The organism is Conexibacter sp. CPCC 206217, from assembly GCF_030646165.1.
Lineage (GTDB): Bacteria > Actinomycetota > Thermoleophilia > Solirubrobacterales > Solirubrobacteraceae > Conexibacter.
The window spans coordinates 220,266-234,853 of the sequence record NZ_JAUTDO010000001.1 but is presented as its reverse complement, the minus strand read 5'-3'; the positions used below and the strand labels follow the sequence as shown (position 1 = coordinate 234,853).

Annotated in this window: 16 protein-coding genes; 7 read left to right on the top strand and 9 right to left on the bottom strand. The window is 69.0% G+C overall.

The features are described 5' to 3' along the window. Window positions 1–19: 19 nt before the first annotated feature. Together Q7L65_RS01130 and Q7L65_RS01125 are read right to left on the bottom strand one after the other, a co-directional pair. Window positions 20–655 (bottom strand): NAD(P)-dependent oxidoreductase, encoded by a 636-nt coding sequence (locus Q7L65_RS01130; RefSeq protein ID WP_304718370.1) that lies wholly within the window; start codon window positions 653–655, stop codon window positions 20–22. After that, window positions 652–1,551, bottom strand: a complete 900-nt coding sequence (locus Q7L65_RS01125) for an LLM class flavin-dependent oxidoreductase (protein ID WP_304718369.1) — start codon at window positions 1,549–1,551, stop codon at window positions 652–654. Before Q7L65_RS01125 ends, Q7L65_RS01130 begins: the two co-directional genes overlap by 4 nt. 111 nt (window positions 1,552–1,662) lie before the next feature. Here Q7L65_RS01125 and Q7L65_RS01120 point away from each other — a divergent pair, with 111 nt between their 5' ends. Further along, the gene (locus Q7L65_RS01120) at window positions 1,663–2,565 is read left to right on the top strand and encodes an AraC family transcriptional regulator (RefSeq protein ID WP_304718368.1); all 903 of its coding nucleotides are present in this window, start codon (window positions 1,663–1,665) and stop codon (window positions 2,563–2,565) included. Window positions 2,566–2,623: 58 nt separating this feature from the next. Here Q7L65_RS01120 and Q7L65_RS01115 read toward each other — a convergent pair whose 3' ends face one another. The 7 genes from Q7L65_RS01115 to Q7L65_RS01085 all read right to left on the bottom strand — a co-directional run bounded on the left by Q7L65_RS01115 (window position 2,624) and on the right by Q7L65_RS01085 (window position 9,941). Next, window positions 2,624–5,461: a replication-relaxation family protein gene (locus Q7L65_RS01115; protein WP_304718367.1), complete on the bottom strand. Its 2,838-nt coding sequence runs from the start codon at window positions 5,459–5,461 to the stop codon at window positions 2,624–2,626. Window positions 5,462–5,484: 23 nt separating this feature from the next. Next, the gene (locus Q7L65_RS01110; protein WP_304718366.1) at window positions 5,485–7,005 is read right to left on the bottom strand and encodes a hypothetical protein; all 1,521 of its coding nucleotides are present in this window, start codon (window positions 7,003–7,005) and stop codon (window positions 5,485–5,487) included. 13 nt (window positions 7,006–7,018) lie between these two features. Beyond that, window positions 7,019–7,573 carry a hypothetical protein gene (locus Q7L65_RS01105; protein WP_304718365.1) on the bottom strand — a complete coding sequence of 185 codons (555 nt, stop codon included), beginning with the start codon at window positions 7,571–7,573 and terminating at the stop codon, window positions 7,019–7,021. Next, on the bottom strand, window positions 7,570–8,166 hold the full coding sequence (locus Q7L65_RS01100) for a hypothetical protein (RefSeq protein ID WP_304718364.1): 597 nt from the start codon (window positions 8,164–8,166) through the stop codon (window positions 7,570–7,572). The genes Q7L65_RS01105 and Q7L65_RS01100 overlap by 4 nt, the downstream gene beginning before the upstream one ends. A gap of 383 nt (window positions 8,167–8,549) precedes the next feature. Continuing rightward, complete coding sequence (locus tag Q7L65_RS01095; protein WP_304718363.1) at window positions 8,550–9,098, bottom strand: hypothetical protein; 549 nt, start codon at window positions 9,096–9,098, stop codon at window positions 8,550–8,552. Beyond that, window positions 9,095–9,568, bottom strand: coding sequence for a helix-turn-helix transcriptional regulator (locus Q7L65_RS01090; RefSeq protein WP_304718362.1), 474 nt, complete (start codon window positions 9,566–9,568; stop codon window positions 9,095–9,097). Before Q7L65_RS01090 ends, Q7L65_RS01095 begins: the two co-directional genes overlap by 4 nt. After that, the gene (locus tag Q7L65_RS01085; protein ID WP_304718361.1) at window positions 9,552–9,941 is read right to left on the bottom strand and encodes a hypothetical protein; all 390 of its coding nucleotides are present in this window, start codon (window positions 9,939–9,941) and stop codon (window positions 9,552–9,554) included. The genes Q7L65_RS01090 and Q7L65_RS01085 overlap by 17 nt, the downstream gene beginning before the upstream one ends. A 205-nt stretch (window positions 9,942–10,146) precedes the next feature. On the opposite strand from Q7L65_RS01085, the gene Q7L65_RS01080 reads away from it, so the two are divergent. The 6 genes from Q7L65_RS01080 (at window position 10,147) to Q7L65_RS01055 (ending at window position 14,555) form a co-directional block, all read left to right on the top strand. Next, the gene (locus Q7L65_RS01080) at window positions 10,147–11,178 is read left to right on the top strand and encodes an MBL fold metallo-hydrolase (protein WP_304718360.1); all 1,032 of its coding nucleotides are present in this window, start codon (window positions 10,147–10,149) and stop codon (window positions 11,176–11,178) included. A 4-nt stretch (window positions 11,179–11,182) separates the two neighbouring features. Then, entirely contained in the window at window positions 11,183–11,908 is a 726-nt protein-coding gene (locus Q7L65_RS01075) for a hypothetical protein (RefSeq protein WP_304718359.1), read from the top strand. 53 nt (window positions 11,909–11,961) lie between these two features. Then, complete coding sequence (locus Q7L65_RS01070) at window positions 11,962–12,138, top strand: hypothetical protein (RefSeq protein ID WP_304718358.1); 177 nt, start codon at window positions 11,962–11,964, stop codon at window positions 12,136–12,138. A gap of 684 nt (window positions 12,139–12,822) precedes the next feature. Next, a complete protein-coding gene (locus Q7L65_RS01065; RefSeq protein WP_304718357.1) occupies window positions 12,823–13,065 on the top strand; it encodes a hypothetical protein in 243 nt (80 codons plus the stop codon). A 311-nt stretch (window positions 13,066–13,376) separates the two neighbouring features. Then, a complete protein-coding gene (locus tag Q7L65_RS01060) occupies window positions 13,377–13,646 on the top strand; it encodes a hypothetical protein (protein WP_304718356.1) in 270 nt (89 codons plus the stop codon). A 33-nt stretch (window positions 13,647–13,679) separates the two neighbouring features. Beyond that, window positions 13,680–14,555: a hypothetical protein gene (locus Q7L65_RS01055; protein ID WP_304718355.1), complete on the top strand. Its 876-nt coding sequence runs from the start codon at window positions 13,680–13,682 to the stop codon at window positions 14,553–14,555. Window positions 14,556–14,588 lie beyond the last annotated feature (33 nt).

Below are 14,588 nucleotides of genomic sequence, written 5' to 3'. Positions count from 1 at the left end.
TGCGCATGCTGGCCCGCGATCAGTAGCCGATCGCGAGCCAGGCGCGTCGGGTGTGAGGCGCTTCGACCTCGTCGGCGAAGCCGATCGCGTAGTCGTCCACTCCCAGCAACGATCTGCCCTCGGCGTTCGTGACCTGTGCGACAGTGCTCTTGCGGTATCTGCCGGTGCGCGTGCCGGGGTTGTAAGCGCCGAACTCGCCCGCCGGGATCAAGTAGAACCAGTCGACGTCGGCCGGGGCCAGGCGAAGCGTGTCCAGCGTCTCCTGATGGGCATGGTGGAGCGCGGCGAACCGCTCGGGGAACTCAGGGGTATCGCCCTGGGCGGGCTGTCCCTCGAAGACCGGGATGACGGAGGCACCGCCGACGACCCCGAGGCGGGCGCCGCTGGCTTCGGCGGCGTGCATGAGCGTCGTGACGCCCGCTGCGAGGCTCGCGCCGTCGGCGCGAGCAGGAAGCGCGGACACGACGACATCGGCGCCAGAGGTCACGGATCTCACAAACGCCGGTTCGCCGACGCTGCCGGCGACCGAGCGCACCGGCTCCGGCATGTCGGCGCTTCCCGACCGGGAGACGGCGGTGACGTCATGCCCGCGTGCGGCGAGCTCGCGCGCGATCGCGCCGCCGACGAAACCGGCGCCGAATACGACAATCTTCATGTTGGTTCTCCTGTTTGCGGTTCTACTGCTGCGCGGACTGCTGGTACAACTTCCTCGGCAAATTGCCGGATGGTGTCCGCGTCGTCTGTGGTGAGAAGGAACGTGTCAAAGCCGCCCCCGAGCGCGAGCGCTGCGAGCTGACGGGTCCATTGCGCTGACGTGCCGGTGAGTGGCGCGTCAGCCGCGGGATCGAACGAGCCCTCGATGTTGAGCAGCCGTCGAATGGCGCGAGGCTCTCGGCCGGCGGCGCGCGCGGTGTCGTCGATCAACGCGTTGCCGGCTGTGAGCTCTTCGGGGGTGGCACGGCTCAACGCGGGGAGCCAGCCGTCGGCATGGCGGCCGATCAACCGGAGCATCTTGGGCTTGTGGGCCCCGATCCAGATCGGGATCGGATGGGGTGGGAGCGGGCCGCGCCGGGCGCCAGAGATCTCGTAGTAGTCGCCGGTGATGTTCACCAGCGTGGGCTCGCCCGCGTCCCAGACCGAGCGGATGATGGCGACGGCCTCCTCCAATGCCTGCACGCCTTCGCCGGGGGTGAGCCGCCGGCCGCCCATAGACTCGATGCCGTCCCACGCTCCCCCAGCCCCCAAGCCGAGTGCGAATCGGCCGCCCGAGAGCAGGCTGAGGCTGATGGCTGCGCGCGCGAGGATGGCCGGCGGACGCAACGGCAGAGCGAGCACGTTGGCCGCGATGTGCACGCGTTCTGTGCGTGCGGCCACCCATGCCACGAGCGTCCAGGCGTCCAGCAGCGCAGGGTTGTAAGGCTGATCCCGGAAGGTCACAAGCTCGTAGCCGAGCGTTTCGCTCAGAAGTGCGAGGCGCACCGGCCGGTCGAAGGTGCTGCTCGTGGGGGTGATGTTCGCGCCGAACGAAAGCGGACGGCCGTAGCTAGGCATGCCTTCATGAGAGCACCGCCCCGCCGCGCGCCCTAGACCGTTGATACCTGATGCTTGCACGATCCTTCCAACTCTGGGCTCATAGCGCGGAGGACGTGCTTCACTTGGAATATGGCCCGACAGACGCAAGCGTTAGCACGGATTTGCGACGTCATTAGCCGTCACGCCCAAGAAGGACGCGCCCCTACTGCGTTGCCGCGGGTCCGGCTGGAGCGGGTCAGCGCACTCACGCCCCCAGCGGGCGAAACCCTCGGTCCCAGCGTATCGCTCGTGGTGCAGGGAACTGTCCGAACCGTGCTCTGCGAGAAGACCTCGTACTACGGAGCCGGAGAGTTCGTCGTGGCTTCAGTCGGCCTTCCAGTGACCTGTGCAGTCACTGGGGCGAACAAGGTCCAGCCCTACCTCGCGATCTCGATTAGCCTGCAGCCAGCGATCGTATCCGAGATGCTGCTCGCCGCTCCCGCGCCGCGTCAGACAACCGTGTCGAGCGTGGCTCAGGCACTGGCGACCGGGATTGCCGACCCGGACCTGCTGGACGTCGTCGAACGCCTCACCAGGCTGCTCGACCGCCCCGCCGACGCCGCCGGACTCCAGCCGCTGTACGAGCGGGAGCTGCTCTGGCGGCTCATCACCGGTAAGCACGGGCAGACGGTCCGCCAGATCGGCCTTCCCGACAGCCACCTCTCTCAGCTCTCTCACGCGATCAGTTGGATCCGAACTCACTATGACCAGCCGTTCAGCGTCGAGGAACTCGCGGCGCGCGCGTCGATGAGCGTCACGTCGTTCCACCGACACTTCCGAGCCATCACGCAGATGACGCCGCTCCAGTATCAAAAGCACCTGCGCCTGCACGAGGCGCGCACCCGCCTTCTCGCTCACGCCGATGACGTCGCCGGCGTCGGCTACGCCGTGGGCTACGGCAGTCCCTCGCAGTTCAGCCGCGAGTACCGCCGCATGTTCGGCGCTCCGCCCAGAAACGACGCGGCCCACCTCCGTGAGACATCCGCCACCTGAACGCGTCGGGCAGCCACGGCCGCGCCTGTAACTCGCCAGCGCGTGGAGGTGGCGGGTGTCAGTCCGGGTCTCGTCGCGGCGCGCGTCCATCAGCTCGTTGGCGAACTCTGTCGCCTGCGGACCTCGTGGGCGCATCCGGCGCAGAGCGTGCCTCGAGACTGAGTCGTACCGCAGGACCCCGTTGGTCACCAAGACCTCGTCGGAGTTGCGCAGGAAGACGCTGAAGCCCCAGCACGTTGCCCGAGCGATGATGAACGTCTCCCTCGATCGCAAAGAAGGTGTGCTGGCGTCCGGCGAAGTACCACTCGTGCTCCGGTGTCCCGAGCCTTCCGATGCTCGCCGTCATCACCTCGTCCGCCTCCTTCATCAGCGCCAGCATCGATCTAGCGTTCGGAGACGTGAAGACGACGATCGGGCGGGTGCCGAGGCGGGCGATGCGGGGGTGGGCGAGGCACCAGCCGGTGAGGAAGGCGTCGTAGCGGGCGAGCTTGTCGCGGTTGTAGGCGGGGCGCTCGGTGAGGTCGAGTTCGAGCAGGAGGTCGAAGCGGATCGGGGAGTCGAGGCCGGCTTGGGCAGCTTGCTCGGCATCGAGGCGCAGCTCGACGGCGAGGTCGGCGACGATCTCCTCGCATCTCTGCGCGACGCCTGAGAGCGCGTAGCCGTCGGGCAGCTGGATGTCGGACGCACGGAGTGGTCGGCGGTCGCGGCCTTCGCCGAGCAGCGGCGGGCTGAAACGGGCGGTGTAGTAGCGAGCCGTGCGCCAGTTGTCAGTGACGAGGTCCGGCACGAGTTGGTGGAGCGACTGCATCCAGTTGACGACGTGCAGGTCATGACGAACGCGGGCGCCGTCGCGCGCCTCGCTCGGGCGGTAGCGGCGTCTGGGGGCGATGACCGGCGGGAGGCCGCCGGGTGGCTCCTGGCCGAGGACGAAGCCCTTCGACGTCAACGACCAGAGCGGCGGGCTGTTGCGCCGCGACTGTGCGCGCAGCCGTGTCGGCGTGCGGCGGATCAGGCCGGCGGACTCGAGGCGGGCGAGCGCTTTCTGCACAGCGCGCTCGCCGATGCCGTCCGGCCAGGCGGCCCGCCGCAGCTGCGCGGCGGTCATCATGCCGCAGCGGTCGAGCAGCTTCAGGACGCGCAGATGCTGCTCGGCGACGCGTTGCAGCGGCGCCGTCGTCCGCGGTCTCGTCGGCGCCTGGAGTTCGACGATCTGGTCTATCACCGCCAGCTCGGCGTACGTCTCCGGCGTTGGTGCGTCTGCCGCGGGCGGCTTCGCGTCGCGCTCGGAGACGGGCTTGCCGACGAGCTTCAACACGCGCGATCTCATCACGTCGGTGTCGTCGGCGGGCTCGCTCGCGGACCAGCGCTCCGGCTGGAGGTGTGCGCCCGTCGCGCGCCGTGGCGGCGTTGGAGGACTCGTTGACTCGCCGGTCGCCGAGTCCGAATCCGGGCCTGCAGTGGGCTCGTCGGCACCTCGCGCCGACGGCCCCGGCGTGTCCGCTGGCGTCGAACGCGTGTAGGTCGACGACATCGTCTCCGGGTACTCGCCGCAGCGGTCGACCAGGCGCTGGTAGTGGTGGCGGGTCCAGCCGAGCCCCACCGACGGCATAGCGAACGTCCGGCCGATGAAGGCCTGGGCCCGCTGGCCGCCGATGATCCATGACGCGAGGCAGTGCCATGTCCTCAGACCGAGAAGTGCCTCGGGGGTCGCGCGCATGCGCGCGCGGGACTCCGGGTCGGAGCGGAACAGCGACTCGAAGACCGGCATCGCGATCCGCGCGGCCTCCTCGGCGTCGACCGGGTCGCCCAGGCGAAAGAGGCAGCGCGACTGGCAGAGGTTGAGGATCCCTTTGCGGATCTTCTCCGATCGCGGCCCGGACGCCGACGACAGCAGCTGGGCGAAGAACTGGTGCACGAGCGTGACGTCGAGGCCGGCGGCGCGGTGCGTCGCCAACATGTCGATGATCGTCTCGTTGATCAGGTAGTGGCACTCTTCGAGATGGAGCGCGACGCGGGCGCGACGTGCAGGCTCGAGGTGGATCTGGTGCTGCATGTGGCTGTGGAGCATTCGCAGCAGGAAGCGCATGCAGGCGATCGAGTTCTCCTCGCCGATCCCCGGCCGGTCGGCACCGCCGCCCATGGCGGCGTCGACGATCAGGATGTCGCGCCGCTCGACGATGCTCGACAGCGGCATGTCGACGGGGTGGTTGAAGAAGCGCCGCAGCGGCGGCACGCTGACGATCCCGCCGACCTTGTTACGCGGCGCCTTCATCTGCTGTCGCGTTATCGACGAAGCTCCCTCGATCATGTCGGGGATCTCGTGCGCCCAGAACTCGTGCGTCTGGTCGAGGTCCGGGATGTGCGCGGTCGCCGATACGACGGCGTCGCGCAGATCGGCGCGGTACGGCAGCAGCAGACCGTACACGTCCTCGAAACGCGGGCGTGTGTCGGTCGAGCGCGCGAGGGCGAGTGCGCCGATCGTCGCGTGGTAGAGCAAGTCGCGACTGGCCTGGAAGATCTGGCCCTCGTTGACGTCGAGCAGCGAGTTGACGATGTTGTCGGCGACGCCGGAGACGGCGCCCGAGAGCTTGCGCGGGTCGCGCATCGTCGCGGGCGGGAGTCGCAGCGGCGACATGCCGAAGCGGGGAAACGCGAGGTCGAGGAACCACACGGTCTTGTCGCAGCTCGGTGGCACGAGCGCGAGAGCCGTCCGCGCGACCTCGCTCTTGGGATCGATCAGGATCGGCGAGCAGTTCGGATCCCGGCAGTCGTTGAGGAAGCTTCGCAACAAGAAGGAGGTCTTGCCGCTGCCCTGCCCGCCGACGACGAGCGTGCCCTGCGGGCGGTCGCCGGGCCGTTGCACGACGGCGCTGTTGGACGCCTGCAGAGTCGGCATCAGCGGGTACGTCGAGGCGGCCGTCATCTTGCTCGAACCGCGTCGATCGCCGTGCGCGGGAGTGCCGTCGTCGCCTCTGGTCTGATCGCCGCTGGGTCGAACGGCTCGTCGTCAGCCGGCGGCAGCTCAAGCGCTCCCGTCACGGTGCCGAACGCCTCGGGAGGCGCGGGAACGCGTGGCACCATCAGTCGGCGTACGGGAACGTCGCGCATACCCGCCGTCGGCAGCTCGACCAGTTGGGCGAGCTCGGCGGTGGAGATCAGCGTGCGCAGGCCCAGCACCATCGTGAACGGCGGGGCGAGCCAGTTGAACCAGACCAGCGGCAGCAGCGGCGGGTCGCCGGCGACGAACCGATCGCGGGTGCGGCGCGGACGCAGATCGAGCGTCCGCCGGTGCAGCCGGTTGTCGCCGCGGACGGCCTGGACGGCGGCCGTGACCGTTCTGACCGTTCCCTCGTCGTCGCTCGCGACGACGATCTCGAACCATGCGAGCGAGCGGCCCTGCGTCCGGCGCGCGCGGTCGAGCTCGGCGTGCCGCTGCGGCGCGCGAAGGCCGGCTTCGGACGCGCCCCAGCGCTCGCCGCCGGCGGCGCGATCAGCCTCGCGCTGCGCGACGACGGCAGCCAACCGCTCGACGGCGTGCAGCGTCGGCACGAGCGTGATCCGCACCGTGCTGGCGTGCTGACTCGTCGCCTGCGCTCGCGCGATCCGCTCGATCGCCGGCGTGCCGCCGGTCGCGCGGACGGCGGCCGCCGTCTCGACGTCGCGTCCGAGCGCGTAGACGAACGACCGCTGCTTGCGGAGACGTTCGACGTAGCGGGGGCGTCGGAGCTGCCCGTCGACCGGCTCCGGTCTCGCGATGAAGTCGTGGCCGAGCCGGAGATCCGGATAGGCGGTCGCGAGCGCCGCGTCGATCTGCACCGCGACGGCCGGCTGGCAGACGACGCACATCATCCACTCCATTCCGGATCTCGTCGCTGAGTGGTGCAGCTCGAACGCGATGTGTGGCTGCCCCTCGCGCCAGCGCTCGTCGGCGCGTTGGCGGACGATTCCGAGGACGGTCTCGAGCGCGTGTTCAAGGTCGTCCGCCTTCGCCTCGTCGTGCGCTGACAGCCGCAGCTCGTACCGCGCGTAGGTGCGCACGCGTCGATTCCGGATGCGGCGTGTCACGACCCGTGCGGTCATCACCGCAGCGCTCACGACGCCGAAGACGGTGCCGGCAACGGCCGCGAGCGCGAGCAGCACCACGAGATCCCGCTCGCGCAGCCAGCTGAAGAGGCCGGTGCTGCGCGCGTGACGCCGCGTCGGCTGCCGCAACTCTGACGAGCTGCCCTCCGCCTCGTTCGGCCGCGGGCGCGTCTCGGCGGGTGCCGTCGCCGTAGTCGTCGGACCCCGCACGATCGCGGTGCGTGCCAGGGCGGCGGTCGTCCCAGTCGGCGGCGGCAGCTCGGACCGGGTGAGGAGCGCGATCCCTGCGGCGGCTCCGGCGCCGACGATCGAGAGGGCGACGAGCATGAGCGCGACGAGCGGGCTGGTCGAGCGCATCAGGCTTCGTCCTTCACAGCTGGGCGAAGATCTCGAGCAACGCGCTGACGGCCAGCAGCGCGATGCCGGCACCGATCAGCGTGCGCCACGTCTGCGCGGGCAGCGGGCTGCGCCGGGCGAAGAGATACAGCGTCAGGCCGCAGGCGAAGCCGGCGAGCTCGATCGGTCCGTGCGGGAGGATGGCCTCGACCATCCGTTCGCGGTACACCGCGACGCCAAGCCCGACGACGGCCAAGTTCCTCAGCACGACCAGCAGGAGGGCGAGGTCGAGCAGCGCGCGGGTGAACTTCCACAGCCTGCTCGTCCGAGGATCGCGATCGACGGCGGTGAGCCACGGCGCGTTGACGGCGACGGCCGCACCGATCGCGGCGGCGAGCATGCGCACGTTGTTGACGAAGAGGTCGAACGCTTCGCTCGTCGTCGCGGGTACCGTCGGAAACTGGATCGAACGCCATTGGGCCGCGTCGCTGCCCAACAGCGGCGTTGCGACGACCGCGACGCCGACGGTCACCAGCACAGCGGCGCCGTAGACGAGCACCAACGTCCGGTTGAGCACCGTCGGCGTCATCGGCGGATCACCCGTCCGATCGCCGCGAGCGGAACCGCCGCCTGCTCAACCCGATCGAGCAGCGGCAGGTCGTCCACGTCGGCGATGTGAGGCACGAGAACGAGCGGGGCGCCGCGGCTCTCCGCCATCTCGGCGAGCGCGTGCAGCGGCGCGGGCTGGCCGGTCCCATCGTGTCGCGCGACGATCCCCTCGCCGCTCGGCGGCGACTCGTCGTGCACTCGCAGCAGCGCACGCCCGCGGGCGATCGCGGAAACGGTGCCGGGCACCACCCAGAGGACGCGATCCGCGACGCGCAGGACGACGCGGACGAACTCGCTGGCCGGCGTGCCGCAGTCGACGACGGTCAACGCGTGCGCGCGGCGCGCATCGTCGAGCACACGCTCGACGAGCTCGCCGTCGACTGCTCGAGTCGCATCGGGTCGTGGCTCAGCTGCAAGGACCCGAAGCCGCTCACCGGCGATTGCGAACGGTGCCTCCTGCAGCTGCTCGTCGCGCTCGACGACGCGGGCGAGGTCGGCAAGCGAGTACTTCGACCTGCAGCCGACGTGGAACGCCAGCCCGCCCGAGCCGGGGTTGGCGTCGACGGCGAGCACCGCAGCCGAACTCTCACGAGCAGCAGCGGCAGCCAGCAGAACCGACAGCGTGCTGACGCCGGCGCCGCCGCAGAGACCGACGACAGCGACGAGCGGTCCTCCCGGCCGAGCGAACCCTAACCCGAGCGGTTCGGTCAGCTGACCAGCGGCGTGTCGAAGCGGTTCGCCCATCCCGTGGCGATGCTGGTGTGCGGGTGCGACGATGGAGCTACCGGCGAGTCGCTTGTTCCGCGTTACATCTCAACCAACCTACGGCGCCGGCGTGTTCGCGCTCGTGATGCAGATTGTCGTGATTGCCGGATCCGCCAGGCGGCGTCTGGGGCTGGAGGCCGACGCCAGTCCTCTATCAGCCAGATGCTGCAGGTCCTCTGGCCAGCACACGCTTACGCCGGGTCGTGGGCGGAGGGGATCTTGTAGGTGCCGACGACGAGGGGCTTGATACCCATGCGCGCGGATATGCTTTGGGCGATTTCGCGCCAGTACGGCCAGGCGTGCAGTGTGCTGTTCGCGGCGGCGAATTCGTCGAGGTCGCCGCCGTGCAGTTCGGCTTCGTCGCTGAGGGCGTACTGCAGTTCGAAGGTGACTTCGGCGAATACGTGAGGAGGGCTGTCGCTCTCCAGGTTGATGTCGATGTCGTCGAGTGTCTTGTCTCTTTCGAAAACGACGATGAAGGACGCTTCGGTTCGGAAGTCTTTGGGCTCAGGGTGTCGGGAAACCCGCGTGCGATAGCCGATGAAGGCGTCGCTGCTCCACTCGTCTGGGACTTCTTCGGCATCGACGGTGCAGCCGGTGTAGGAGCTCTTGAGCCGGACGGCGATCAACTCCGACTGGGTCGAGACGCGGGCGACTGCAGCGAAGTCGAACGGTGCGGCGTGCTCGACTTCGGTGTCGAGGTCGTCGCGGGCGTCGTCGGTTTCCGGGGTTGCGGTCACGACGGGATGGTGCTCCAGGCAGCTGGCTTAGGCGCACGGCGCCGACGGGTCTGGTGGTGTGGCGCGAGCGGCGCCGAGGTCTGCCTTATCTGGACCGGTGTGTTCGGGGCGGCACGGTACTGCATGAAGGCGTTGCGGTAGACACGTTCTTCGACGCCGTTGTCGCGGAGGATGGCGGTGCCGAGTGGTGCGTAGCGCTTGGGCTGCGCGTTCGACGTCGCGCGGAGTTCGATGCGGTGTCCGGTCGCGTCGGCGAGGTCAGACAGCGTACGGAGCGTCATGTTGCGCTCGCCCGAGAGCAGTTGGGTGATGAAGCCGTTGCTCTTGTCGAGCGCGCGGGCGAGTTGGCCGCGGTTCAGGCTGGCTTTCTCCATCAGCTCGACGACGAGTTCCTGTGCGTCGAGTAAGAGAGTCTCCTGGGCGAGGATCCTCCTGTCCTCGAGGTCGGCGGCGTCAGGTTGGGAGGGCATCGGTGGCTCCTTGGAGTGTGAGGTGTTCCAGTCGGAGTTGGCGGGACTCTTCGAGGCGCTCTTTGGGTCGCCTGCCCGGAAAGTCTCTTCTAGAAAACGCGTCGATGAGGATTACGTCGCGTCGCTCGGTGAAGCCGACGAGCCGATGAGTCGAGCTGCGGAACAGCAAGAGGCCGTCGTCGAACTGGTCGAGACGCTCGTGGGGTCGGATGATTCCTGTCGCCAGGAAACGCTCCCAGAGAGCGTCGAACGTCAGCTGCTGCCGGCGGTCGAGGGCGTTGAAGTAGGTCATCGCGCGGAATGTTCCCGTCGCATCTGCGCCCCAGAAGAGACGCAGGCTCGCCCCTATGGCGAGCTGCTGACGATGGTCCATTTTACGCAATCGTAAAAATCCCGGCGGCGGTTCGGTAAGAACGTTCACGTTCTAGAGAGGAATGCACAACCTATCTGGTGCATCGTCTTGGCGCGACAGCCTCCTTGACTGTGTTTTTACGTATATGTAAAACTTCCCACCACAAGGACGTTGGCTGCCTCGACGAGGGAGCACGTCGAGAAGCAGCGACAAGGAGATGTAGGCCGTGTACGAAGTGGACTTTCTGCCCGTGGGCGATGGCGAGAAGAGCGGCGACGCGATCGCGCTTCGCTTCACAAACCCCGAGACCGGGCTGCCTGCAGTCGGCATCGTCGACTCGGGCTTCAGAGACGACGGCGAGGCGCTGGTCGAGCACGTGAAACGGGAGTACGGCACGAGCTCGGTCGACTTCGTGCTCTCGACCCACCCCGACCTCGATCACATCGGCGGCATGGGCGTCGTGCTGCGCGGGCTCGATGTCGCGAATCTGCTGATCCACCGACCGGGCCAGCACGGCTATGCCGGCAACTCGGGCGACACGCCTGCCGAGGAACTCGTCGCGCTCGCGGAAGAGCAGGGCACGACGGTCGTGGAACCTTTTCAGGGCGTCGGGGGGGTTGGCGGCGCGGTGCTGATTGCAGGGCCGACGCAGGCGTACTACGAGGAGATGCTCGCCGCGCAGGAGGTCACGACGAAGAGCGCCTCCGCGACGGCGTCACAGGGCTTCTTCGGGCGCGCCGGGACGGCGGTCTTGGCGGAGGCGCGCGCCGTGCTCGACGCGTTCCCCGGTGAGATCTTCTTTGGTGACGCCGGCGGCACGAACCCGCGCAACAACAGCGCCGCGATCCTGAGCCTGCTCATAGATGGCGAGCACATCCTGCTGCCCAGCGACGCGGGCGTGCCCGCGATCACGCAGGCACTCGACTTCCTCGACTCGCAGGGCCGCACCGCCTCGGTGCCGCGCCTGCTTGCGCTCCCTCACCACGGCAGCCGCCACAACATCGACCGCGAGACGATCAACCGCATCCTCGGCGACCCGACGTCCGGGTGGCGGGGGACCGTCGTAGCGAGCGTCAGTTCGGAGTCGCCGAAGTACCCGTCGCCGCGCGTCGCCAACGCTGCTGGCCGACGCGGCTACCCCGTCTATACCACGGCTGGGAGCAAGTTCTGGAGCCATAGCTCGGACGCGCCCGCGCGGCCGCACTACAGCACGGCAACGCCGCTGCCGCCGCTCGTCGAAGACGACCACGACGACTGAGGCCATGACGGCGATCGACACCTACGCCTTGCAGGCGCGGGTCGTGCCCGTCGTGGTCGTCTGCATGCCACCGCTGGTGCTGCTCGGGGCGGGGATCATCACGACCTCTGCCCTCGGTATCAGTGCCGGGCTGGTGACGACCGCGCTCGCTGCGCTCGCGAGCCAGCTCGGCCGCGATCGCGGCCGAGCGCTGCAGCCAGGCCTCTGGGCCGGTTGGGGCGGCGCGCCGACGGTGATCGCGCTCCGGCACCGCGAGGCCGAGCATCCCGGCCGGGTCGCGCGCGCACACGAGTGCATCACGGCCGTCACCGACATGGAGATGCCGACCGCCTCCGAGGAGGCAGCTGACCCGGCGGCTGCCGACGAGCGCTACGGCGAAGCTGCCGTCCGCCTGATCGCTCGCACACGCGACAAGGAGAAATTCGGCTTGCTGGGCGCCGAGAACCAAAGTTACGGCCAGCGCCGCAACCTCCTCGGCCTGAAGGGGGTCGGCATCGCCGTCGCCGTGCTCACGCTGGTGGCAGCGATCGTGCTGTTCGCCGTTACGGAGGGGACCGCCGACGAGCGCCTCGCGAGGTACGCGCCGGCGGCTGTCGTCGCGATCGTGCTTCTCACCTTCTGGCTCCTCGTCGTCAGGAAGTCATGGGTTCGTGTCCCTGCCGATGCGTACGCCCGGCAGCTGATCGAGACCGCAGAAACGCTCGTAGCCGAGCGCGCAGTACCGCGATAGCGACGCGATCTCCATCACGTCGCGCAAACTCCAGACCAACGAGGTGAAGTCACGTGGCACCCAAGTACAGACCCGGCCAGCCAGCCCCGTTCAGCGGCCAGTTCCCGGTCGAAGGACCGAAGGGCGGCAGAACCGGCGTCGAAGTGACAGCCATCAGAGGCCGCCCCCTGCCGCCGACGCCGAGAGCCGGCATGGGCTACGGCCGACCGGACAAGACGAAGCACAAGTAGACCAACAGAGCTGAACGACGCGAAGCTCCTCGGGGTGTTCGCCGAGGAGCTTCGCGCGGCGGCGACGAACGCGAGGTCGAAGAGGTGCACCGTGCGCGGCCGGCACGTCCGACGCCCGGCCACGCTGCACACCGGCGTGGCGCGAAAGGACGATCGTCTGGCGCCATGTCGAGGAACCGCCGACGGTCACCATTACCAATCTGCAGTTCGGTCGGACGCTCCCAATAGTTCGGCCAAGCACCTATCCGAACCGTGCGGCTACGACCTCGCGGTCGAAGCCGGAGCCGCTCGCGGATTCGAGTGTCTTGTTCGAACACCCGCGCCGCTGGAGCACCATCGAAGTCAGCAGCGCCCGTCCGACCGGTGTCATCTGGCTCGGTGACTTCGATGTCGAACCGGCCGATGATCGGTAGCGCATCGGCCGCCCCGTCGTCGCACCCCAGGTCCAACCTCCCTCGCTCTGATCGTTGGAGCTGACGGCATCCCGTCACCCGCCCCGCCGGACACCACGTCCCGGCACCCGACATAGGCCAGCCAGCAGTACGCGCTGCCGTTGACGCCGCTCTCGCGCCGCCGACGTCCGTGATCCGGCGGCCGACACGTTGAGGACGCGGGATGGCTCCGCGGTCGACGGTCAGCTCGCTTGCGAGCCGGCCGAGGAGCCAACCCAAGCAGGAGGTCCTCATGTTCGACGTCATCCCGACGAGCGTCCTCGCTCCGCACGAGCGCGTCGCCGTCCAGGCGCAGCAGTACGACAGCGCTGCGAGGCAGCAGATCGACGAGATCCAGCGGCTCGTCGATCTGCGGCTCGCGCAGGGCTTCTCCAGACGTGAGGCGGTGCGGTACGTCGCACGGCAGCTCCGCGCCGCGCAGCGCGGCCTCGGCCTTCGCGACCTCGCGCGGATCGAAGTGCAGCGCCTGCTCTGAACGCGCTCGACCACGGCTCGTGGGGGCGAGATCGGCGCAGCTGGCGACAGCCAGCTCTATCGGTCTTGTCGAGGAGGATCCCCATGGTCGGAGCAGCAGCGGAAGTGGTCGACGTCTCGCCGCTCGGGGTCTGCGCCCTGTGCGGATCCGCGCCCACGGCGACGTGCGGGACGTGCGTCCGCAGAAGTGCGCTCCGTCGCAGGCAGGCTGCTATCGACCTCGTCAGATCGGGTGCGTCGATCCGCCAGGCCGCTCGCGCGACTGGAGCGGATCGCGGCACGATCCGGCGGGCGTTGCACGACCGGCGGTGCATGATCCCGAACGCACAGCTGCGGGATGCCGTCGAGCGCGCGATCGAGCGCGATCCGCGACTCAGCCTCTCCGAGATCGCGCGACGCGCGCAGCCGCCGCTGGCGAGCGCGACGACCGTGGCGCGCCTCCTCGGTCGCATCAAGACGTCTGCTTATCGGCGCAACGGCCGGGACTACCCCGCGCGCTTCCGAACCGAGATCGACGTCGAGCAGGCGGCACGAATCGTGCACGCCAGCGGGATCGACCCGATCGAGATCGACGGCCTCTAGCCGTCCACCCTGACGACGCAGAAGGAGTTGAAGATGCCTCAGAGACCCAGGTCGAGATCGGAGCCGATGCTCCCGTGCCGCATCCGCCTCAGCGACGGCCGCATGTTCGAGGGGGCGTTGCCGGCGGCCCGGCACCGCCGTGTCCATCTCGGCATGCTGCACGCCGGCAGCGTCGGATTCGTCGAGATGGGGCGGGGGATCCGCACCGACGACGGCGAGATCCGGTGGGACGACCGCGGCCACGTCGAGTCGTTCCTGCACCTCGGCGGCAACGATCGGATCAACTGGCTCGACGTGCTCGACGGGCGCATGCGGAGCTACCTGAGCTGGACGCGCTGCGAGGTCATGGTCGCGCCGAGCGTTCGTTCGCGCCCGAGCGAGATGAGCGACGCCGTCGCCTACACCAACTGGCTGTGGGTCGACGTCGATCGGGCCGCGGCGGTGCCGCGCCTGCGGCGGTTCCTCGAAGACCACCCGGCACATCTGCGGATCGAACCCGGCGACGGCATCGGCGAGCACGTCTACTGGCGGCTCGCGCGACCGCTGCCCGCGGCCGAGCTCAACCCGCGCAGCGGCGGCGTCCACGAGTGGATCGACCGCGCCAATCTCCGTCTCGCCGCGGCGATCGGCGAGTGGGAGGACGACACGGCGGCAGCACGGCTGCTCGGTGCCGACGTGGAGCGGGCCGACCGCTCGCAGCTGATGGAGCTCGCCGGCGCTCCGAACCACGAGCACCAGCGCTGGGCGCGGATCGTCGAGGCCGACTTCGCGCTCCCGCCGTACTCGCTGAAAGACCTCGTCGGCGACCTGCCGGACATGCATGACCTGTTCGTCCAGCACCGCCTCGGGGCGGTGGACGGCGATCCCGATCCGGACGCGTCGGCGCCCGTGACGCAGCTGGTCTCCTGATCCACTGACCGCGGGCGAACTGCTCGTCCGTCA